This window comes from Streptomyces sp. NPDC006368, from assembly GCF_040612535.1.
Taxonomy (GTDB): Bacteria; Actinomycetota; Actinomycetes; order Streptomycetales; family Streptomycetaceae; genus Streptomyces.
This window is the reverse complement of the sequence record NZ_JBEXQK010000002.1, coordinates 215876-236458: the sequence shown is the minus strand read 5'-3', so window position 1 is coordinate 236458 and position 20583 is coordinate 215876. Positions and strand designations below refer to the sequence as shown.

At 72.8% G+C, this 20583-nt stretch carries 15 protein-coding genes and 1 pseudogene; 10 read left to right on the top strand and 6 right to left on the bottom strand.

Annotated features, from left to right (window positions below; genetic code table 11):
- Positions 1-188 precede the first annotated feature (188 nt).
- The gene (locus ABZZ38_RS02925) at positions 189-2249 is read left to right on the top strand and encodes a PhoX family phosphatase (protein ID WP_356735034.1); all 2061 of its coding nucleotides are present in this window, start codon (positions 189-191) and stop codon (positions 2247-2249) included.
- 55 nt (positions 2250-2304) lie between these two features.
- On the opposite strand, the gene ABZZ38_RS02920 is transcribed toward ABZZ38_RS02925, so the two are convergent.
- The 4 genes from ABZZ38_RS02920 to ABZZ38_RS02905 form a co-directional block, all read right to left on the bottom strand.
- A complete protein-coding gene (locus ABZZ38_RS02920) occupies positions 2305-3297 on the bottom strand; it encodes a hypothetical protein (protein WP_356735032.1) in 993 nt (330 codons plus the stop codon).
- A complete protein-coding gene (locus ABZZ38_RS02915) occupies positions 3297-4775 on the bottom strand; it encodes an APC family permease (RefSeq protein ID WP_356735030.1) in 1479 nt (492 codons plus the stop codon). The genes ABZZ38_RS02920 and ABZZ38_RS02915 overlap by 1 nt, the downstream gene beginning before the upstream one ends.
- 143 nt (positions 4776-4918) lie before the next feature.
- Positions 4919-6844 (bottom strand): FUSC family protein, encoded by a 1926-nt coding sequence (locus ABZZ38_RS02910; protein ID WP_356735279.1) that lies wholly within the window; start codon positions 6842-6844, stop codon positions 4919-4921.
- A gap of 107 nt (positions 6845-6951) precedes the next feature.
- The gene (locus ABZZ38_RS02905) at positions 6952-7179 is read right to left on the bottom strand and encodes a DUF2630 family protein (protein WP_356735028.1); all 228 of its coding nucleotides are present in this window, start codon (positions 7177-7179) and stop codon (positions 6952-6954) included.
- A 448-nt stretch (positions 7180-7627) separates the two neighbouring features.
- Between ABZZ38_RS02905 and ABZZ38_RS02900 the strand changes: the two genes are divergently transcribed.
- From ABZZ38_RS02900 to cobM, 3 genes are all read left to right on the top strand, one after another.
- Entirely contained in the window at positions 7628-8041 is a 414-nt protein-coding gene (locus ABZZ38_RS02900; RefSeq protein WP_356735026.1) for a hypothetical protein, read from the top strand.
- A 145-nt stretch (positions 8042-8186) separates the two neighbouring features.
- Positions 8187-9428, top strand: a complete 1242-nt coding sequence (cbiE, locus tag ABZZ38_RS02895; RefSeq protein WP_356735024.1) for a precorrin-6y C5,15-methyltransferase (decarboxylating) subunit CbiE — start codon at positions 8187-8189, stop codon at positions 9426-9428.
- Between the two features lies 1 nt (position 9429).
- Entirely contained in the window at positions 9430-10179 is a 750-nt protein-coding gene (gene cobM / locus ABZZ38_RS02890; RefSeq protein ID WP_356735022.1) for a precorrin-4 C(11)-methyltransferase, read from the top strand.
- A gap of 113 nt (positions 10180-10292) precedes the next feature.
- Here the strand turns inward: cobM and ABZZ38_RS02885 are convergent, their stop codons facing one another.
- A complete protein-coding gene (locus ABZZ38_RS02885) occupies positions 10293-11414 on the bottom strand; it encodes a cobalt-precorrin-5B (C(1))-methyltransferase (RefSeq protein ID WP_356735020.1) in 1122 nt (373 codons plus the stop codon).
- An 11-nt stretch (positions 11415-11425) separates the two neighbouring features.
- Here ABZZ38_RS02885 and ABZZ38_RS02880 point away from each other — a divergent pair, with 11 nt between their 5' ends.
- The 6 genes and pseudogenes from ABZZ38_RS02880 to ABZZ38_RS02855 all read left to right on the top strand — a co-directional run bounded on the left by ABZZ38_RS02880 (position 11426) and on the right by ABZZ38_RS02855 (position 16380).
- Positions 11426-12205: a cobalt-precorrin-6A reductase gene (locus tag ABZZ38_RS02880; RefSeq protein WP_356735018.1), complete on the top strand. Its 780-nt coding sequence runs from the start codon at positions 11426-11428 to the stop codon at positions 12203-12205.
- Between the two features lie 266 nt (positions 12206-12471).
- Positions 12472-12630 carry a hypothetical protein gene (locus ABZZ38_RS02875; protein ID WP_356735016.1) on the top strand — a complete coding sequence of 53 codons (159 nt, stop codon included), beginning with the start codon at positions 12472-12474 and terminating at the stop codon, positions 12628-12630.
- Positions 12631-12724: 94 nt separating this feature from the next.
- On the top strand, positions 12725-13348 hold the full coding sequence (locus ABZZ38_RS02870) for a restriction endonuclease subunit S (protein WP_356735014.1): 624 nt from the start codon (positions 12725-12727) through the stop codon (positions 13346-13348).
- Complete coding sequence (locus ABZZ38_RS02865) at positions 13329-15311, top strand: N-6 DNA methylase (RefSeq protein ID WP_356735012.1); 1983 nt, start codon at positions 13329-13331, stop codon at positions 15309-15311. Before ABZZ38_RS02870 ends, ABZZ38_RS02865 begins: the two co-directional genes overlap by 20 nt.
- Positions 15312-15364: 53 nt before the next feature.
- On the top strand, positions 15365-15712 hold the full coding sequence (locus tag ABZZ38_RS02860) for a transcriptional regulator (RefSeq protein ID WP_356735010.1): 348 nt from the start codon (positions 15365-15367) through the stop codon (positions 15710-15712).
- Positions 15709-16380 (top strand): annotated as a pseudogene (locus ABZZ38_RS02855) (nucleotidyl transferase AbiEii/AbiGii toxin family protein). The gene ABZZ38_RS02860 and the pseudogene ABZZ38_RS02855 overlap by 4 nt, the downstream one beginning before the upstream one ends.
- A 336-nt stretch (positions 16381-16716) precedes the next feature.
- Here ABZZ38_RS02855 and ABZZ38_RS02850 read toward each other — a convergent pair.
- Positions 16717-20313, bottom strand: coding sequence for an IPT/TIG domain-containing protein (locus tag ABZZ38_RS02850; protein ID WP_356735008.1), 3597 nt, complete (start codon positions 20311-20313; stop codon positions 16717-16719).
- Positions 20314-20583 lie beyond the last annotated feature (270 nt).

The following is a 20583-nucleotide window of genomic DNA, read 5'->3' as shown; positions in this document are numbered from 1 at the left end:
GGAATCATCCCTGGCCAGGCTGGACACGTAAGGTTAGCCGCCCCGTGTGGCGCCAAAAGGTAAGGGGCAATCGCGTCAACGTCGTCCCGGACCTCCCGGATTCATGCATCGTTCACCTTCTCGCCGCCACCCCGGTCATATGCGCACCTAACGTCACCGCCGGACGAACATCGCAACAGGAGGACCAAGTGCGCAGACTGCTGCCGCTGCTGAGCACCAACTCGCACGGGGGCGGCCGGTCCGCCCTCACCTGCCGCTACCGCTGCGGCGACGCCTGCTTCCACGAGGTGCCGAACACCAGCGAGAACGAGTACGTCGGCGATGTCATCGCCGGTGCGCTGTCGCGCCGCTCCATGATGCGCGCCGCCGCTGCCGTGACCGTCGCCGCGACGGCGGGCGGAGTCGTCGTCGGGGGAAGCGACGGAACGGCCGTCGCCGCCACCCCGCGCACCGGCACCACCCCGCACACCGGTGCCACGGCCGGCGGCGCCCGGGGGCTTCGCTTCAGCCCCGTCGCGCCCAACACGGACGACAAGGTCACGGTCCCCGACGGGTACGCCCAGAGCATCGTCATCCGCTGGGGCGAACCGATTCTGCGCGGTGCGCCCGCCTTCGACGCGGACAAGCAGACCGCGGCGGCGCAGGCCGGGCAGTTCGGGTACAACAACGACTTCCTGTCCCTGCTGCCGCTCAAGGGCGAACGCGGGCGTCAGGTGCTGGTCGCGAACCACGAGTACACCGACGAGATCCTGATGTTCAAGGGGTACGACCCCGAGAACCCCACCCGCGAGCAGGTCGAGATCGCCTGGGCCGCCCACGGCCTGTCCGTGGTCGTCGTCCAGGAGGAGCACCGCTCCGGCCGGTTGACGCCCGTCACACGGCACCCGCTCAACCGGCGCCTCACCGCCACCAGCGAGTTCGAGCTCACCGGCCCGGCGGCGGGCGGCGCGCTGCTGCGCACCAGCGCCGACCCGACCGGCCGCAAGGTCCACGGCACCCTCAACAACTGCGCCGGCGGCACCACCCCGTGGGGCACCACCCTGCACGGCGAGGAGAACTTCAACCAGTACTTCGCCAACGGCTCGTCCGCCACCGACAAGCGGTACGGCATCGGCACCGGCGCCACCGAGCGCAAGTGGGAGCGGTTCGACAAGCGCTTCGACGTCAGGCAGGAGCCCAACGAGTCGCACCGCTTCGGCTGGGTCGTCGAGCTCGACCCGTACGACCCGGACTCCACTCCCCGCAAGCGCACCGCGCTCGGTCGCTTCAAGCACGAGGCCGCACAGCCGCGGCTGACCGCCGACGGCCGGCCCGTCGTCTACATGGGCGACGACGAGCGGTTCGACTACTTCTACAAGTTCGTGTCGAGCAAGCGGATGATGAAGGGGACCTCGCGGCGCGCCCGCGAGCACAACCTGACGCTCCTCGACGAGGGCACGCTGTACGTCGCCAAGCTCACGGGCGACAGCCCTCAGGACATCGACGGCACCGGCAAGCTGCCGAACGACGGGGAGTTCGACGGCAGTGGCCACTGGATCCCGCTCGCCACCGGGAACACCTCCCACGTGCCCGGCATGACCGCCGAGGAGGTGTACGTCTTCACCCGGCTCGCCGGTGACAAGGTCGGCGCGACGAAGATGGACCGCCCCGAGGACGTCGAGCCGTCGCCGCGCACCGGCCGCGTGTACGTCGCGCTGACCAACAACAAGGATCGCGGCGCCGCCGGCAAGGCCGGCGCCGACGAGGCCAACCCGCGCAACGCCAACAAGCACGGCCACGTCCTGGAGCTCGCCGAGCACTGGGACGACCCTGCCTCCGACGGCTTCGCGTGGCGGCTGTTCCTCGTCGCGGGTGACCCGGAGGACCCGGCCACGTACTTCGCGGGCTACCCCAAGGAGAAGGTCAGCCCCATCTCCTGCCCCGACAACGTCGCCTTCGACCCGTACGGCAATCTGTGGATCTCCACCGACGGCAACCAGCTCGGCTCCCACGACGGCCTGTTCGCCGTGGCCACGCAGGGCGAGCGGCGCGGTGAGCTCAAGCAGTTCCTGACCGTGCCGACCGGCGCCGAGACGTGCGGTCCGATCATCCAGGACCGCCGCGTCCTCGTCGCCGTACAGCACCCGGGCGAGGTCGACGGGGCGTCCGTCGAGAAGCCCGCGTCCAGCTGGCCCGACGGACCCGGCCGGATCGTCCGCCCGTCCGTCGTCGCCGTCTACCGCGAGGACGGCCGCCACATCGGCGCCTAGCACCGCGCCATCAGGTCACCAGGCCATGAGGCCAGCAGGCCATGAGGCCATGAGGTCATGAGGTGGCGCGGGGCGTTCCGCGCCACCTCGTGAACTGCTCCGGCGGATCGCCCGTGTACGACCACGGCACCCAGGACGCCCTGCCCCCGAGCAGTTCGAACAACTCCCCGTAGACCTCCGGCAGGCCCGCGTGACAGGCCGCGTGCGTCAGGTAGTTGAGCGGCTCGACCTCCTCCGGGTCGACGGGCCGGCCGGGGGTGCGCCCGCCGATCCACCGCTCCCGGGTGCGCCGCACCTCCGTCACCGCCAGCTCGTGCTTCCAGTGCTGGTCGAAGCCGCGCACCGGCCCCTGCCCGCGCGCACCCTCCGCGATGTGCCGGTACTCCTCCACCCGCGCGATCTGCACCAGCACCGGCAGCGGCGACCCCGGCGGCGCCGCCCCCGCCACGTCCCGCGCGACGTCGTACATCGCGCCGTGCGTGCCGTGCCACCGCGCCGACCAGTACCGCAGCAGCTGCACATGGCCCTCCAGGTTGTGCGGGTCACGCCGTCGCAGCTCGTCCCACCAGCCGCGCAGTTCCCGGCGCCCCACACCGCCCTCGTACAGCCGGGCCACCGTCAGCAGCGACACCCACGGCATGGGGTCGGCGGGCCGGGCGTCCGCCGCGGTCAGGCAGGCCAGGACGGTGCCGTCGAGCCGCGCCCGGTCCACCACCGCGCCGCGCCCGGCCGCGATGGCCGCGTCGAAGACCCGGACGACCTCGGTGGCGGCACGCAGCACGGCCGCGTCCGGGTGGTCGGGCTCGGCCGCCCGCCACGCCTCGACGATCGAGCTGTCGGCCGCCGCGTGGGCCAGCAGCCGCAGCCGGTGCGTGCGGCGCGGCCAGTGGTCGCCCGTCGCGGCGAGCAGGTCGCGTACGCCCTGCCAGCGGCCGATGACGAGGTCGTGCCGCGCCTCGGTGAGTGCGCGGTCGCCGTGGTCCGGATCGAAGACCGGCCCGGAGCGGGAGGAGCGCCCGCGCCGGGGGCGGCGGTGGCCCGGTGCCATCAGAAGTCCGTCGCCAGCGGCTCGCCGGAGCCGGCGCCACCCCGCCGCTGCCTCGGGACGGCGTACGGTTCCGCCGCCGCCAGGGCCTGTGCCGCGTCCAGCCGTGCCGGGCGGTAGTAGGCGCTGCCCCGGCGCCAGTACCAGAGCATCGGTACGACGCCGGCGGCCAGCCCGCCGAGCCCGATGGCGACCGAGGTGTCGCTCAGCTCGCCCAGCGCCTCGACGAACACCCAGAACATGAAGGCCGCGCCGAACAGCGGCCACACCCCGCCCAGGAGGAAGTCCCGCACGGAGGCGAGCAGCGTGCGCCGGTACGCCACGACGGCCGCGACGCCCGCCAGTCCGTAGTAGAACGCGATCTGCAGGCCCATCGCGTGGACCGCCTTGCCCAGGATGTCGCCCACCGAGCCGAGCGTCGTCGCCGCGACGAACAGCGCCAGCGCCACCGCCCCGACGACCGCGATCGCCACCCAGGGGGTGTTCCAGCGGCGGTGCACCGTGCCCAGGGCGGCCGGCATCGTACGGTCCCGGCCCATCGCGAACAGCGAACGCGTCACCTGGATCAGCGTGGTCTCCAGCGTCGCGACGGTCGACAGCACCACCGCCAGGACCATCAGCCGGCCGCCCGCGCCGGGCCAGATCGTGTCCCCGAGCAGCGCCAGGACGTGTGCGCCGCCCGCCGTGATCGCACCGCTGGAGAGGATGACGTTGACGGAGACGGTGAACGCCTCGAAGAGGAGGAAGACGACCCCGACGCCGATGAGCGCCGCGAGCCCGGCGGTGCGGCGGCTGTCCCGGGTCTCCTCGCTGAGGTTGCTGGTGACGTCCCAGCCCCAGTAGCAGAAGGCGGCGATCAGCGCGCCGGACGCGAAGCCTGACACCCCGTCGAAGTGCCCGAAGCCGAACCACGACCAGTCGAAGGCGGCGGCCGAGCCCCGGTGCATCAGCGCGCCGAGCACGAACAGCAGCAGGATGAGCAACTCGACGCCCGTCATGATCAGTTGGGCCCGTACGGTGAGCCGGGCGCCGCCCAGCACCACCAGCAGCATCACGAGGAACCAGCCGGCGCCGACGGCGGTGGCCGGCCCGGTCTCGTCGGCGAGCGAAGGGGCGATCAGCGACAGCGTCAGCTGACCGGCCGGCAGCGAGCCGGCCACCATGAAGATCGTTGCCGCGACCACCAGCGCCCAGCCGGACAGGAACCCGAGGAAGGGATGGAGGGTGCGGCCCACCCACGAGTACCCGGCGCCCGCGTTGACGTCGATCCGGCCCAGGCGGCTGAACGCCAGGACGATGCCGAGCATGGGGATCGCGCAGTAGAGCAGCGCGGCGGGCGCGGCGAAACCGACGGCGCCGGTGAGGAAGGCGGTGGTGGCGGCCAGCGAGTACGCGGGAGCGCTGCCGGCGACGGCCATCACGACCGTGTCGAACGTACCGAGGACATTGGGCTGGAGCCCCTTGGGAGTGCTGGTGCGCATGGCGAATGTCCTTGGATGGCACGGCATATGGCGGTAGATCAGGAGCGGTTCTGCACGCGTGGATCGTGCGCATCGTAGTAGGGGCGGGGCCGGTGGGGGACGGCACCCGGAAGGATGGGCTCCGCCCCCGCGAGGCGCTCAGGTCAGGGCTGCGGGGAGGCGATGGCGCGGGCCGCCCGCACCTCCTGGCGCAGCGGTGCGAGGACGCCCCGCTCGTCGCCCTCCAACTCGGCCCGGACCGCCACCAGGACGTGACTCGTACGCAACCCGGCTGCCAGCTCCCGCAGTTGACGCTCGACGTCGGCCACCTCGGAGGGCGCGGGCGGCGGGGCCCCGTGGTCGACCCGCACCCGGGCCGCCGTCGTCGCGTCCACGATCCGCTCGACGGCGACCACCAGCGGCCACCAGGCCGCCGCCCGCGACCCGGTGGGCGGCGGCTCGGTGAGGGCCCGCTGGAATTCGGTGCGCAGCGCCGACAGGTCCCGGTACAGCCGCCGCCTGGCCCGTACGCGCGCGGTCCGGTCGTCCCGCTCCACGTCCGGGCCGAAGGCGATCGCCACGTAGCGGGCGGTGTCGGCGACCGTGTCCGCGAGCCGGGCGCCGATCCGGGTGTGCCAGCTCTCCGGCCACAGCAGATAGCCCGCGACCAGCGTGATCGCGCAGCCGATGAGTGAGTCGTACAGGCGCGGCAGGACCAGGCCGAAGCCCTGCTGGTTCAGCCAGTCCGACAGGAGCAGGATCACCGGGGTGATGGCCGCGGTCTGGTACGCGTAGCCCTTCGCGGAGAAGGCGGGGATCAGCGCGGCGAGGACCACCATCACCGGCACGTCCCACCAGCCGCGCTCCACCTCCGCCAGCACGACCGCCGCGACGAGCAGCCCGCCCGCGGTGCCGAGCGCGCGCAGCACGGCGCGCGAGAAGACCGACCCGAAGTCGGGCTTGAGGACGAAGGTGACGGTGAGGGCGACCCAGTACGAGCGGGGCACCGCGATCAGCGACACGAGGGACTGGGCGATGCCGATGCACAGCGCCAGACGCAGCCCGTAGCGCCAGGACGCCTCGGACAGCAGCGCGCCACGGACGGCGTGGCGGGCGCGGACGCGCAGGGCGGCGGGGCGGCCGAGCCGGTCGTCGACGTCGCCCGGGTCGGGTTCGGCGCCGTGGACGACGGTGGCGGCGTGGACGACGGTGGCGGCGTGGCGCAGGGCGTGGTCGACGGCCCGTTCGGAGGGGGTGGCGGGCGGGGGAAGGCCGTCGCCGTCCTCCACGGGGGCGGGGCGGGCCGTCTCGATCGCCGCCGCGAGGGACCGGACCGCCGCCGGGATCGCCGCGGGCAGCGGCCGGCCGCGCAGATGGGCGGCCGGTGCAGCCTCCAGGACGGGGATGAGGGCGTTGAGCTGCGCGAGCTGCCGCACGAGCGTGGGCTTGCGGCCGTGGTCGCGGGCGCGGCGGGCGAGCACCAGGTCGTAGGCGGTGTTCAGCGACCGGGTGACCGCCGCGCGCTTGTCGTCGTACTCCGCCGTGCCCGCCGCCGCGAGCAGCTCGGCGACCGCCCGGTACGTGGCCGCCACCGCCGCCCGTTCGGGCAGGCCGCCGCGCAGCGGCCAGCCGAGCAGGGTGAGGGCGAGGACGACGGCGCCGCCGAGGGTCAGCAGCAGCGGTGCCTTCCACCACGGGCCGGGCATCGGCAGGCCGGCGCCGACGACTGCGTTGAGGAGCAGCAGCAGACCGGAGACGGAGGCGACCGCGCCGATCGACGAGATCATGCCCGACACCAGCGCGATCAGCGTGAGCGCGGCGACGGCCACCCAGCCCTCGCCGTACACGAGCGTGCCGAGGGCGACGCCGAGGGCGCCGAAGAGCTGCGGGACCGCGATGTTGAGGATTCGCATCCGGTACGCGTCGGCGGTGTCGCCGATGACCCCGGACAGGGCGCCCATGGACACCAGCGCGCCGTACAGCGGCTGATCGACGGCGAGGCCGACCGCCAGGGGCGCGGCGAGCGCGACACCGGCGCGGGCGACGGCGGCCCGGGGGATGGGCGCGGACTGCGGACGCAGGCCGCGCATCAGCCACTCGGGTGGCGCGAGCCGTACGGTCCTGCGGGCGGCGGGGCCCGGGCCGGGGGCGGGGCTGGGGCTGTTCAAAGCGGGGCGGATCGGACGCGCCGGGCGGTTCAGTACGCCTCGTCACCGGGCGGGCGGACCGTCGCCGTATCCGGGTTCTCGCCGAACTCCTCCTTCGCCCGCCGCTGCCGCAGCAGGTCCCAGCACTGGTCGAGCTGGGCCTCCAGGGACCGCAACCGCCCCTGCTCGTCACCGGTGAGCCCGCCGCTGCGGTCACGCAACGCGCGCTCCTCGCGGACGAGCGCGCCGATGTGGTCCAGGATCTGCTCGTTGTCCATGCTCGTCACCTTCCCGGATTACGGCCAGGTGTGCAGGTCGACTTCGGTCCGGCACCCGGTGGTCGGTGGTCGGTGCGCGGCAGGGGCCTGGGACCGCGGGCCTACCCCGCGAGCCGGGCGCCGTCGTGCGGAGCGCCGTCGTGGGGCGCCGTCGTGCGGAACGCCGGCGTCGAGCGGCGCGGAAGGGGGCGTGGTCCTGCGGCGCGCCGAGCAACGCCCGGCGGCCCAGGCGCAGTGGCGGTACCGGCGCGGCGGCGGTACCGGCGCGGCGGCGGGGCGCCCCGGGATTCCGGCACGCGGCACGCGGCTGTCCGCGCCTTCGCGGCCCGCGCCTCCCGGCCTCCCGTGCCTTTCGCCCCGGCCCCCTGTGGCTTCCCGCCCCCGCTCCGGTTGCCGGGGCGGGGCGGCGGGTGTGCCCTGGGAGGAGGCGAGGGGAAGGGAGCACCTCATGTCCGCTCACGCCACACTGCCCGGTCGGCACCGTCGCACGGCGCGGCGCGCTCCCGGACGCACTCGCGGACGGAGCCGCACGGCGTGGGCGCTGCCCGCCGTGCTGGCCGTCCTCTTCGGCTTCTACGCCCAGAACATCGAACGCGACGGCGCCACGATCACGGCCGGTCAGGCGCTGCTCGGCGTCGTCAGCGGCGTGGTGTTCGGCGCCCTCTGCTACGCACTGGGCCGTGTCCAGCACGCCCTGCCCCGCGAACTGCGGGCGGCGGCCTACGGAGCGCTGGCCGGCGTCGCGATCGGCTGGCTGTACAGCCTGAGCGGCACCAGCGTCCTGACCGCGACGGCGGTGTCCCTGGCGGTGGGGGCGGGCGTGGGGGCGGTGGCGTTCTACGTCTTCTACACCCACGAGTGACGCGGGGCGGGGCGGGGCGGGCGCGGTTCGTGCCGCCCCCCGGGCGCGGCCGGGGGCGTAGCCCCCGGTTGCGGGAAGGGGCGGGGTCGGGGGAACAACCGCCCGGGAGGAGCCGCCGGCACCCCACCCGGTAGGGTTCGGGGCCGTGAGCAGCCGCATACCCCCAGGTCCCGTGGCCGTCGTCGGCATCGGCGCGGACGGGTGGGCCGGGCTCGCCGAGGAGGCCCGCGACGCCCTGCGGGCCGCCGAGGTCGTCATCGGCGGTGACCGTCAGCTCGCCCTCCTCCCGGCGGGGGAGTGCGGCGCCGAACGCGTCGCCTGGCCCTCACCCCTGCGCCCCGCCGTCCCCGTGCTGCTCTCCGCCCACGCGGGGCGCCGCATCGCCGTACTGGCCAGCGGGGACCCCATGTTCTACGGCATCGGCCGCGCCCTCGCCGAGACGGTCGGTCCCGAAGGGCTGCGCGTCCTGCCGCACCCGTCCTCCGTCTCGTACGCCTGCGCCCGCCTCGGCTGGCCGCAGGAGGACACCGAGACCGTCACGCTCGTCGGGCGGCCCCTCGCGTCCCTGACCGCCGCGCTGCACGACGGGCGGCGGCTGCTGGTGCTCAGCGCGGGCGCGGCGACGCCCGGCGAGGTCGCGGGCCTGCTGCGGGACCGCGGCTTCGGGCCGAGCCGGCTGCACGTCCTGGAGCAGCTCGGGTCCGGTGAGCGCGAGCGGGTGCTGACCGGTACCGCCGACGACTGGCCGCACCCGCCCGGCGACCCGCTCAACGTCGTGGCGGTCCGGTGCGTACGTGAGCCGGACGCGCCGCGGCTCGGCGCCGTACCCGGGCTGCCGGACGAGGCGTACGAGAACGACGGCCAGCTGACCAAGCGGCATGTGCGCGCCGCGACGCTCGCCGCGCTCGCGCCCGCGCCGGGCGAACTGCTGTGGGACGTCGGCGGCGGGTCGGGGTCGATCGGCATCGAGTGGATGCGTACGCACCGCTCGTGCCGGGCGATCGCGGTGGAGCGCTCCGCCGAGCGCGCCGCCCGGATCACCCGCAACGCCGCCGCGCTCGGCGTCCCCGGCCTGCGCGTGGTGACCGGCGCCGCCCCCGCCGGGCTCACCGGACTGGACACGCCCGACGCGGTGTTCATCGGCGGCGGGCTGACCGCGCCGGGGCTGCTCGACGCGTGCTGGGACGCCCTGCGGCCCGGTGGGCGGCTGGTCGCCAACACCGTGACCCTCGAATCGGAGGCGCTGCTCGCCGACCGCTACCGGCGGTACGGCGGCGAGCTCGTCCGGCTCGCGGTCGCGCACGCCGTCCCGGTGGGCGGTTTCACCGGCTGGCGCCAGGCCATGCCGGTCACCCAATGGTCCGTAACGAAACCCCAGGCAGGCTGAGATGACCGTCTACTTCATCGGTGCGGGCCCCGGCGCCGCCGACCTGATCACCGTGCGGGGCGCGCGCACCCTCGCCTCCTGCCGGGTGTGCCTGTACGCGGGGTCGCTCGTCCCGCGCGAACTGCTCGCCGAGTGCCCGCCCGGGGCCAGGCTCGTCGACACCGCCCGCCTCGACCTCGACGCCATCACGGCGGAGGTGGTCCGCGCCCACGAGGAGGGCCACGACGTCGCCCGCCTCCACTCGGGTGACCCGTCGGTCTTCAGCGCCGTCGCCGAGCAGATGCGGCGGCTGGACGCGGCCGGCATCCCGTACGAGGTCGTGCCGGGCGTCCCGGCGTTCGCCGCCGCCGCCGCCGCCCTCAAGCGGGAGCTCACCGTGCCGACCGTGGGCCAGACGGTCATCCTGACCAGGATCGCCGAGCAGGCCACGCCCATGCCGGAAGGTGAGGACCTCAAGACCCTGGGCCGCAGCGGCGCCCTGCTGGTGCTGCACCTGGCGGCCCGGTACGTCGACCGCGTCGTCGCGGAGCTCACCCCGCATTACGGCGCGGACTGCCCGGCCGCCGTGGTCGCCATGGCCAGCCGCCCCGACGAGGTCATCCTGCGCGGCACCCTCGCCGACATCGCCGCGGCGACCAAGGAGGCGGGCATCACACGCACGGCGGTGATCCTGGTGGGCCGCACGCTGGGCGCGACGCAGTTCAGGGACAGCCACCTGTACTCGCCGGAGCGCGACCGCCACACCTGCTGACCGCGGTCGGCCGCGCAGACCTCGGCGGCCCTGACCGGCCTACGAAGCGCCGTAACCGCCGTCAGGGCCGTACGGCCATCGCGTCCTCGGTCGGAAGGCCGATGCCAGGGCCGTCAGGGTCCTTCCACGCCGCTGCGCCCCACGACCGTCCCCGCCCGGTCCACGCAGACCACGTCGACGGCCACCGGCGCGCCGCGCAGCACGGCGAGGGCCTGATCGCGGGCCGCCCGGGCGACCACGTCACCCAGCGGCACACCGCGCGCGGCGCACAACTGCAGCGCCGCGAGGCCCGTGTTGGCGCCGGCCACCTCCGCCGCCAGCGCCTCGTCCGCGCCGCCCGCACGGGCGAGCCCGGCCAGGAAGCCCTTGTCGACCTGGGAGCGCGCCGAGTGCAGGTCCAGGTGCCCGGCGGCCAGCTTCGACAGCTTGGCGAAGCCGCCGCAGATCGTGAGCCGCTCGACCGGATGCCTGCGGACGTACTTGAGCACCGCGCCCGCGAAGTCGCCCATGTCGAGCAGGGCGTCCTCGGGCAGCCCGTACAGCGAGACGACCGTCTTCTCGGACGTCGAGCCGGTGCACCCCGCGACATGGGTGCGCCCCGCCGCCCGCGCCACGTCGACCCCGCGCCGGATGGAGTCGATCCAGGCGGAGCACGAGTACGGCACGACGATGCCGGTCGTCCCGAGGATCGACAGCCCGCCGAGGATCCCCAGGCGCGGGTTCCACGTGGAGCGGGCCAGCTCCTCGCCGTGGTCGACGGAGACGGTGACCTCGACGTCCCCGGTCCCGCCGTGCGCCGCGGCGACCCGCGCGATGTGCTCGCGCATCATCGTGCGGGGCACCGGGTTGATCGCCGGTTCCCCCACCTCCAGCGGCAGCCCCGGCCGGGTCACGGTCCCCACCCCGGCCCCGGCCCTGAAGACGACGCCCGCGCCCGCCGCGAGGGAGCGCACGGTGACCCGCACCAGCGCCCCGTGCGTCACGTCCGGGTCGTCCCCGGCGTCCTTCACGATGCCCGCCATGGCGTAAGCGCCGGTGAGCTCCTCCGCCGCGAGCGCGAACCCGGGCGCTTGCCCGCGGGGCAGCGTGATGGTCACCGGATCGGGAAACTCCCCGGTCAGCAGGGCCGTGTACGCGGCGGTCGTCGCCGCCGTCGCACAGGCGCCGGTGGTCCAGCCGGACCGCAGACCGGTGTGCTTGAGTTGGGCGCTGCGCCCCCCTGTCGCCTCACCCATGGACGGACCCCGTGCACCTGCTCATCCTCGGCGGCACGACCGAAGCCCGCCGGCTCGCGGAAGCCGTCCATGGCACGGTCCGGGTCACCAGCTCCCTGGCGGGCCGCGTGGCCGCCCCCCGGCTGCCCCCGGGCGAGGTGCGCATCGGGGGTTTCGGCGGGGCCGAGGGCCTCGCCCGCTGGCTGCGCGAGCACCGGGTGGACGCGGTCATCGACGCCACACATCCTTTCGCGGACACGATCAGTTCCAACGCGGCGCGGGCCGCCGCCGCGGTCCATGTTCCCCTGCTCGTCCTGCGCCGCCCCGGCTGGGCCCCGGTGGAGGGCGACGACTGGCACCCGGTGGACACTCTCACGGAGGCGGCGGACGTGGCACGGAGCCTGGGCCGCCGCGTCTTCCTCACCACGGGCCGCATGGGCCTCGCGTCCTTCGCCCACGTCACCGACGCCTGGTTCCTCGTCCGCTCGGTCGACCCGCCCGAGCCGCCGCACCCGCCGCACATGCGGGTCCTCCTGGACCGCGGCCCCTTCACCCTGGACGGAGAGCGCGCCCTGCTGCGCGACCACGCCGTCGACGTCCTGGTCACCAAGGACAGCGGCGGCGCGGCGACGGCCCCCAAGCTCCGCGCCGCCCGCGAGGCGGGCATCCCGGTGGTCCTCCTGCGCCGCCCCCCGCTCCCGGCCGACGTCCCGGCGGCGGAGACGGTGGAGGAGGCGACGGAGTGGGTGACGAGGCTGGTGGCTCCAGGCCGAGAAGCCCGATGCACCACCTCCCCTCGCTTGCGAAGCTAGCTTCGCAGATTCTCTGTGGTAGCGTGGGCGCAGCACGAGATCAAGTGGATGCGCATGTGGTTGCACGAGGTCGGCGAACGTGGCCTTGGGCTCCGGTGCTCGACCATGTGGACAGCCGCACTGCCCTGCTCGGTTGGTCGCCCCGCAGGGCAGCGCGGCCCGTACGACCCTCCAGAAGAAGAGTCGAGAAGGGACATTCTATGTCGCGAACTGCCAAAGCCCGGCGTCTGTGCTGGTCGGTACCGGCCTGGGGCAGGAAACCCGCGGTGCCGCTCGTAGCGATCATCGTCATCGTTGTCCTGTTCGAGGCCATGGTCCTCGGACGTGCCACCACTGCCCTGTCGACGCTGCTCGCCGCTTTCCTGGTGGCCGCAGTGAACGATGTGGTGCGCGGTGGCACGAGGCGCTGGGCCCGCGCCCGCTGACGTCTGGACGCCCCGGCCATGATGGCTTGGCCGGGGCCCCTCCCTTGGGGCAGTTTGGCGGGGGGAGCGTGGAACAACGATGCGAGGACTTCACATGTTCGACGTGAAGAGCATTCCGCTGGGAACGCTCTGCGAAGTGAAGGCTGGTCCTTCCGGCTCGCTCCTGCATGACATGAGCGAGACCCCGGACGGTGTGCCCGTGATCTCTCCGCCTGATCTGTCCGAAGAGCGAACGGTGGACACACGGAGGCTGCGCCGGGTTCCCGACGCGGCACGGAAGCGTCTTGAGCGATTCGCACTCCGTGGCGGAGACGTACTCGTCGTGCGTCAAGGAGGACTGGGGCGCCTGGGCCTCATCCAGCCCGAGCAGGCGGGCTGGTTCTTCAGTTCATCCTGCCTTCGGGTCAGGAGCCACCCGGACGCAGGCATCCTGCCCGGCTACCTGGCGTCCTACCTTTCGCTGCCCAGGGCACGTGGTTGGCTGCTGGACAACGCTCTGCCCGGCACAGTGCCCTCCATCAATTCGAAGACGCTGATGGAGCTTCCTGTGGATGTGCCTCCCCTGACGCTGCAGCGGGAGATCATCGCGGCCCTCGCAGATGTCGACGAGCAGATCTCCGTCCACAGACGTTCGGCCGAGCTGCTCTCATCGCTCCGGCCCTCGATCTTCGACGAGCTTGTCAAGGGGGGGAGGGCAGATGAGGAGGCTGACCGCTGACGACCTGTCGGCAAGGTTGCTCCGTGTCCAGGACTCGGTGCGGGATCAGGCGGCACCGGACGACTCACTCAAGATGCTGACGGAGCTGCTGCTCCTCAAGAGGGTTATGGACGAGCCCGACGCTTTTGGGCTCGACAGCTTTGCGTTCCCTGGCCGGAGCGCACGCTTCCCCGAGTTCGGGGAGGCCGTGCGGGAACTGCAAGCCCGAGTTCCCGACCTGCGGGATGCCCTGCCACTCGACGCGGACAGTTGGTGGACCCGTCGCGAGTTCGAGCCCTTCCTGCCCGTGATGTCCATCCCGCTGGCCGATCAGGACCTGGAATTCCCGGATGTCGTGGGGCGGGCCTATGAAAGATTCCTGGAGCACCGCGTGAGTAAGGCGGGCGCAGGCAGGTCAGGGTTGATCATCCGCACCCCCTCCTCCGTGTCCCGCTTGATGGCCCGCCTGGTACGACCCCGTGAGGGACACTCGGTTTTCGATCCCTGTACCGGATCGGGCTCCACGTTGATCCAAGCGCGCCAGTACGTCGAGGAACACGGCGGCGACGGCGACGGCGTCATGCTCTTCGGGCAGGAGGCGAACCGCCTCACATGGAAGATCGCCCGGATCAACCTGCTCCTGCACGGAGCCCGGAACGGATCGATCGCAGTGGGGGATGTGCTGGCCGATCCCCGGCATCTGGCGGCTGACGGCCGACTCATGCGGTTCGACCGTGTCCTCTCCGCGCCCCCGATGTCCCTGACCCACGCCGATGACGCCAAGGACGTACATCCGGAGCGCTGGAAATACGGCTGGCTGCCCGGCCGGGGCAAAAAGGCCGATCTCATGTACGTACAGCATGTGCTCTCGGTGCTCGAGCCGGACGGCATGGCGGCCGTGGTCGTTCCTTACGGCGTGCTCTTCCGAGGTGGCGCTGAGGCGGCGATTCGAAGGGGCCTCTGTGAAGACGGCCGGCTCGACGCCGTCATCGGAATCGGCCCGAACGCGTACTTCGGTACATCCGTCCCGGCGTGCATTCTCATCCTGCGTGGTGAGGGCGATGGCAATCGCCGCCCGGTGTTCTTCATCAACGCGGAGCACGAGTCGCCCACCGGTCGGACGGAGTATCGACTCACCCCAGGAGCTGTCGAGAAGATCTGCCGTGCGTACGACCAGAGGGAGGACATTTCCGGATTCGCGCGGGTGGTCGATATGAACGAGATCGAGCACAACGATTTCGACCTGCACATCCGTCGCTACGTATACGGCTCCACCCCGGTCGAGCGGCCCCTGAACGCGCGAGCCGCACTGTTCGGCGGGGTGCCGCGGGATGAGATCGCCTCTCAGTCTCCCCGGTACCGCGCCTTCGGAATCGATCCCGAGGCCTTGTTCCTACCGGTGAGCCCGCGGTACGCGTCATTCCGCCATGCCGATCCCCAGGAGGCCGCACAACACATCTCGGGCCAGGCCGTAGTGCACGAGCGTGCTTGTCTCGACGCCTTCCAGGACTGGTGGAAGGACACGGCCGCACCGTTGCTCACGATGTTCGCCGGTACCAGCGGGCTACTCACCCAGCGATCCGGACTGCTCGCGTCCTTCCAGGCCGGGCCTGGTCGCCTCACCCAGGACCCCGATCTGATGAGCAGTGTCTTCGCGGATTGGTGGGACACCCATGGTGATGACCTCCGTTGCTTGGGCCGGTGGGGCTTCACCGCGACAGCACGGCGGCGGCTTCCCCTCGAAGAACAGGCCCGCCACGTGGACGAAGAGACCGACGCGGCACGCGCGGAGGTCCTGGAAACCCTGCGTGATGGCCTGCGATCGCAGCTACAGAAGGCACTGGCCGGACAGCGGCAGGAGCTGATGGAGGCGTACGAACTCCTGTGGGATCGCTACGGCACATCGCTCGCGGATCTCGAGGAACAGGGCGCGAGGGCCGCAGCCCGGCTCAAGGCGCGCCTGGAAGGGCTGGGCTTCGCATGAGCGACATGCGGGGAAGGCGATCGGGCAGGGGCCGCACCGGCGATAATCACGGCATGGCGACACCGACCAGCCTCTCCGATCTACGACGCGCCAGGATCGCCCGCCGGGTGCCCCGGACTCTTGCGGAACTGCGAGGCCCGGAATCGGGGGTCATCCGGTTGCCTCTGTCGTTGGCCTGGTCCGGTCTGACGGAGTTCGACCTCGATCGACCGCGTTTGCGTATGAGTTGCTATCGCATCGTCTTGGCCGAGGGAGTTCAGGAAGACCTGACCCGGTTCCTCAACCGCGCACTGCTGACCGAGATGTGGCCCGTCCTCCGGACCCTCGTCAGCCGCGACATCCGTGACGTGTGGGAGGCCACCTTCCCCGAGCTGAAGCAGGACGATCAGGCCGTCGCGTGAGACTTACGGAGTTGCACCGGCGGCTGCTCGCCGATGTGCTGAGCATCGGCGAGTCCTATCCGCTCGTCCTCACGGGTGGGTACGCCGTCCAAGCGCATGGTCTGGTGGACCGGATCAAGTCAGGACCTTGACGTCGCCACCGAGAACCCGGCGCCCATGGAGAGCATCGCCGCCACGGTTCGGGAAGGACTGACAGCGCGCGGTTGGCAGGTCGAGCTCGTGGAAGCCGATCCCTTGTCCGCCCGGCTGATCGTCACCGACGCGGTAAGCGGTGGGCAGTGTGAGGTCGACATCCTCAAAGAGGTCCTGTGGCGCCCACCGGTGCGGAGCGAGCACGGGCTGGTTCTGTCACTGAGGACGTGGTGGGCACCAAGATGCGCGCACTGGCCGACCGGGGGCTCGCCCGGGATCTGATCGATGTCCGCACTGCGGCGGAACAGTGGAGTCGAAGCGAACTGGAAGAGCTCGGGCGCAGACATGCTCGAGACACGTTCGACCTCACGGACCTGCAAGCGAGACTTGTGGGAGCGGAGTGGATCGATGATGTCGAGTTCGCCGCCTACGGGCTCGACGAAGGCTCCATCCACGCGCTGCGTCAATGGGCTCAGGAATGGGCCGACGACATCGCCGAACGTCTTCTTGAGGGGGAAGCCCCGGAGGACGCCTGAGACCGGGGTCAAGCGGATGACGCCGTGCGGAGGCGGCTGTCGGCCTGGCGCGGCCCGGGACCGAGGTCCCGCCGTCAGCCGCCGGCGCACCGGACGTCTTCCTCCGGGCGGTGCGGGCGGTCAGGGTGGGGGCGACGGCCGAGGCGGCGAGGGTGAGGGAGAGGGCTCGTGCGGTGTACGTGGTCATGGGGACAGGCTCGTTGAGCGGCGCGCCCGTGCCCGTCCGGCGGCCCTGACGGCCGTCGGTGGGGCATACCCCCGTACCGGCTCCCGTACAGCACGATGCTCCCCGCGCGGTCGGTCGCGCGGGGAGCATCGAAGGGGTGACGGCGGCCGTCAGCGGGCGACGGCCGCCGTCACCTTGCTGAGCGCCGAGCCGTTGGTGTGGCCCGTGCGGCGGGCGATCACCTTCACGCTGATCCGCTTGCCGGCCTGGGCCGACTTGAGGACGAACGTGGACGCGGTCGCGCCCGTGATCGGTGTGCCGTTCGCGTACCACTGGTAGGCGTACGACGTCGGCGGCGGCGTCCAGGCGCCGCGCGAGGCGGTGAGGGTGCGGCCCACCTTCGCGGTGCCCGTGATCGCCGGCAGCGTGGTGGCCCTGGGCGCGAGGCCCAGGGCGACCGTGACGCCGGCGGTCGTCGCCGAGCCGTTGGCGTGGCCGGTGCGGCGGGCGACGACGGTCACCGACAGCTTCTTGTTCAGCAGTGACGAGGTCGGCGTGTACGTGGCGGCGGTGGCGCCGGAGATCGGCTGGCCGTCGGCCCGCCACTGGTACGCGTACGACGTCGGCGTGGGGCTCCACGCGCCGCGGACCGCGGTGACCGTGGTGCCCACCCGTACCGTGCCGCTGACGGTGGGCGCGGTCGTCGCCTTCGGCGCCAGGCCCGTGGCGACGGTGACGGCCGCCGAGGTGGCCGTCGCGTCCGGGCTGCCGGTGGCGCGCGCCGTGACGGACACGGACAGCTTCTTGTTCAGCAGTGACGAGGTCGGTGTGTACGTGGCGGCGGTGGCGCCGGAGATCGGCTGGCCGTCGGCCCGCCACTGGTACGCGTACGACGACGGCGTGGGGCTCCACGTGCCCTTGGTGGCGGTGACGGCCGTGCCGACCCGGGCGGTGCCGGTGATCGACGGGGCGGCCGTGTTCCTCAGCGGGGCCGGGGTGATCGTGAAGGTGCCCAGCGGGAACTCCCACCCGTTGCGCGTGTACACGCTGGTGTTCCAGTTGCCCGCCGGCGTCCCCGTCAGGTCCAGGGTGGCCGTCAGGGCCGTGCGGTCGGCCGACACGGAGACGGTGGTGGACTCCACCTTCCGGTCGCCCAGTTTGATGACGACCTTGTCGTCCTGGTGCAGTGCGGTGCCCGTGACCGTCACGGTCACCTCGGTGCCGCTCTCGCCCGTGGTGGGCGTGACGCCGGTCGCGCGGGGCCGGTCGATGCCGCAGAAGCCCGTCTGGCAGACGAGCTCCGCGCTGTACGCGGTCCGCGACGCCTTCTCGGGCAGGGAGAGGACCAGCGTGGTCGGGGCGACCTCCCGGCTGTAGTTCAGGCCCACGGAACACTGCCAGCCGCTGCCCGCGTACCGGACGCAGTTGTCCGCCAGCTTGCTGTTGTGGAGCGAGGGCACGGCGGTCTCGGTGGCCCCGGCCGTGTCGCTGATCCGCACGTCGAACCGGTCGCTGTACGCGGTCGGCAGCGCCGCGCACACGGCGGTGTGCTGCTCGTCGAGCGTGCCGGTGATCGGACCGTACCCGTACGCGATGCTCGGGACCTTGACGCACTCGGGGGCCGGTCCCGCCGCCGTACCGATGCGCAGGGCGTCGAAGCGGTAGGAGTCGGCGGCCTTCAGGTGCGCCGGGACATACACGAGGACCTGGTAGCTCGTGGAGCCGGTGACCGCGCACGCCTTGTTGTGGTGCGAGCAGGACGCCGTGCCGTCCGCGCCGAACGCGACGGTGTTCGTGGTGCCGAGCGCGTCCCGCACGTTGAGGTGCAGGGTGTCCCGGGCGTCGGCGGTGGTCACCTGGCGGCACTGGAGCGTGCCGGGCGCGCCGGGCGTGCCCGAGGTGGACGGCCCGCCGGCCGGGGTCGCCGGGTTGGCGGTGCAGCCCTTCGCGGTCGCGGTGACATCACGACGGGTCAGGGTGTACTCGACGGCGTGGTCGTAGCCCGTGACCAGCACCGTGTGCGCGAGGCCGGGGGCGAGCCCGCAGGAGGTCCAGGAGGTGGCGGCGGGATACGTACCGCAGATCTGGTGGCCTTCCGCGTTCAGCACCGAGAACCTGGCGGGGGTCGCGGCGGAGACCGCCTGGAGCTGGAGGACCTCGACCGCGCGGTGGTCACCGGCCGGAATGGTCAGGCAGTGCGAGAAGACGCCGTCGCCGGTGCGGAACCGGGCGGAGGCGCTCGTGGCGGTGAAGTCACCGGCCGGGACGATCCGGCAGTCCCCCACCACGTCGGTGCGGTGCAGGGCGATGCGGTACGCGCCGGTCGGGGTGTCGTAGTCGTCGCTGGAGACGAAGGCGCGGAACGGCGCCTTCCCGGTCAGCGCGCAGGTGCCGGCCGAGAGGGGGTCCGGGTGGCAGCGCGGGACGCCGTCGGCGTCCACGACGGTGATGTCGGGGTGCGGTGCCGCGCCGCCCAGCGGAGCGAGCGCGGCCATCCGCGCGCCCTCGGGCAGCGGGAGCTCCAGGCAGTCGATCTCGCCGGGCTCGGTGAACGCGCCCTGGTGGGTGCCGAGCGCGGCCGGCTCGCAGCCCTTGGTGGAGGCGCGGTCGAGGATCAGCGTCGCGTACGGGGTGAGGGCCGTGTAGGTGCCCGCGGCGGGCAGGGCGCAGGCGTCGTACGTCTCGCAGACGGTCTTCCCGGCCGTGTCGTACACGGTCAGCTTCGCCCGGGTGCCGGACGGCTGCACCTCGTACACGTCGTAGCGGCCGGCGGCCGGCGCGGTGAAGGTGCGGCAGCCGGTGGACGCGTCGGCGGCCGTGGGCGCCGAGTTGAAGGCGTTGACGGGCACGGTGGCGCAGCCCGCCGGGTCGGACAGTCTGCGGATACCCAGCGTGTACGCGGCGGGGAAGCCGCCCTCCTCCTCCGTGACGCGGGTGAGGACGCGGTAGGGGCCGTCGCCGGGCAGGACACAGCCTTTGCTGCCGTCCTCGTTGCGGGCCGGGCAGATCGGGGCGCCGGTCTCGTCGGTGATCCAGCGCTCGCCGCCGCCGTACCTGACGGTGCGGAAGTCGACCGTGATCCGCTCACCGGGCTCGGCGGTGAAGGGGTGGCACCGGAACGTCAGAGGGGTGGGGGACGAGGCGCTGACCGGCTCGGCGTTCCAGGCGGTGCCGGCCTCCTCCGCGCAGGGAGCGGCGGCCATCAGCGGTACGACGGCGACGGTCACCTCGTCCGGGTCGTAGCCGGTGTTGAAGACCTTCAGGGTGAAGGCGCCCGCGCGGGGCAGGTCGCACCAGCCCGCGCCCCAGGTGTCGTCGTGGCAGTCCAGCTGCGTCTCGCCGTCGAAGACCTGGGTGAAGGTGTTGTTGTGCTGGTCGTCGTGGACGACGCGGTGCATGCCGGGCTTCTCGGCGGTGACGGTGAAACAGGCCGTCCCGTCGGAGCCGAGCGACGCCTTGCCGACCGCGGTGCCCGGGTCGTCGAAGGGGGCGAGCGGCAGGGCGGGACAGTCCCCGGCCGCCGGCTCATCGGTGGAGTCCGGCGCCGGGGCGGCGGCGGAGGCCGGTTCGTTCGTCGTGGGCGGAGCCGTGGTGGCCGCCGGCTCGGGTCCGGCGGTGGCGGTGGCGGCCGGCGTGGCCGTGGAGCCGTCGGTGGTCGTCGCCCACGCCGCGCCCGTGGGCAGCAGCGTCGTCAGCACGACCGACAGCGCGAGCAGCAGTGCGGTGTACGGCGCGGGTCTCGCGCCCGTACACGGGTGGTGAGGCATGTCCGGTCCCCCCGGAGCGGTTCAGATGATGGGCGCGCTCCGGCCTGGACGGCGGCGCGACGCTGCGTCACGGCGAGCGCCGGACGCGAGGAGAGCCCACGCACGCGGGTACGCGGGCGTACGCGACATGACGTGTGCACGGACACAATACGCACACGTTTCCGGCCAGGCACCCGAGTATCCGCCACGGGGAGCGGTGACTCCGGAAAGCCCCTTCGTCAGCCCGCGTCGCCGCCGGGACCCGACTACGCCGCCGGGACCCGACTACGC

What these genes read in the sequence shown, in the direction of transcription:
- ABZZ38_RS02920 (WP_356735032.1), bottom strand. Translation starts at nt 3,297, where the DNA reads ATGGCACCGGGCCACCGCCGCCCCCGGCGCGGGCGCTCCTCCCGCTCC.
- ABZZ38_RS02860 (WP_356735010.1), top strand. Translation starts at nt 15,365, where the DNA reads ATGGCGACACCGACCAGCCTCTCCGATCTACGACGCGCCAGGATCGCC.
- ABZZ38_RS02865 (WP_356735012.1), top strand. Translation starts at nt 13,329, where the DNA reads ATGAGGAGGCTGACCGCTGACGACCTGTCGGCAAGGTTGCTCCGTGTC.
- ABZZ38_RS02850 (WP_356735008.1), bottom strand. Translation starts at nt 20,313, where the DNA reads ATGCCTCACCACCCGTGTACGGGCGCGAGACCCGCGCCGTACACCGCA.
- ABZZ38_RS02915 (WP_356735030.1), bottom strand. Translation starts at nt 4,775, where the DNA reads ATGCGCACCAGCACTCCCAAGGGGCTCCAGCCCAATGTCCTCGGTACG.
- ABZZ38_RS02885 (WP_356735020.1), bottom strand. Translation starts at nt 11,414, where the DNA reads ATGGGTGAGGCGACAGGGGGGCGCAGCGCCCAACTCAAGCACACCGGT.
- ABZZ38_RS02910 (WP_356735279.1), bottom strand. Translation starts at nt 6,844, where the DNA reads ATGCGCGGCCTGCGTCCGCAGTCCGCGCCCATCCCCCGGGCCGCCGTC.
- cobM (WP_356735022.1), top strand. Translation starts at nt 9,430, where the DNA reads ATGACCGTCTACTTCATCGGTGCGGGCCCCGGCGCCGCCGACCTGATC.
- ABZZ38_RS02905 (WP_356735028.1), bottom strand. Translation starts at nt 7,179, where the DNA reads ATGGACAACGAGCAGATCCTGGACCACATCGGCGCGCTCGTCCGCGAG.
- ABZZ38_RS02900 (WP_356735026.1), top strand. Translation starts at nt 7,628, where the DNA reads ATGTCCGCTCACGCCACACTGCCCGGTCGGCACCGTCGCACGGCGCGG.
- ABZZ38_RS02870 (WP_356735014.1), top strand. Translation starts at nt 12,725, where the DNA reads ATGTTCGACGTGAAGAGCATTCCGCTGGGAACGCTCTGCGAAGTGAAG.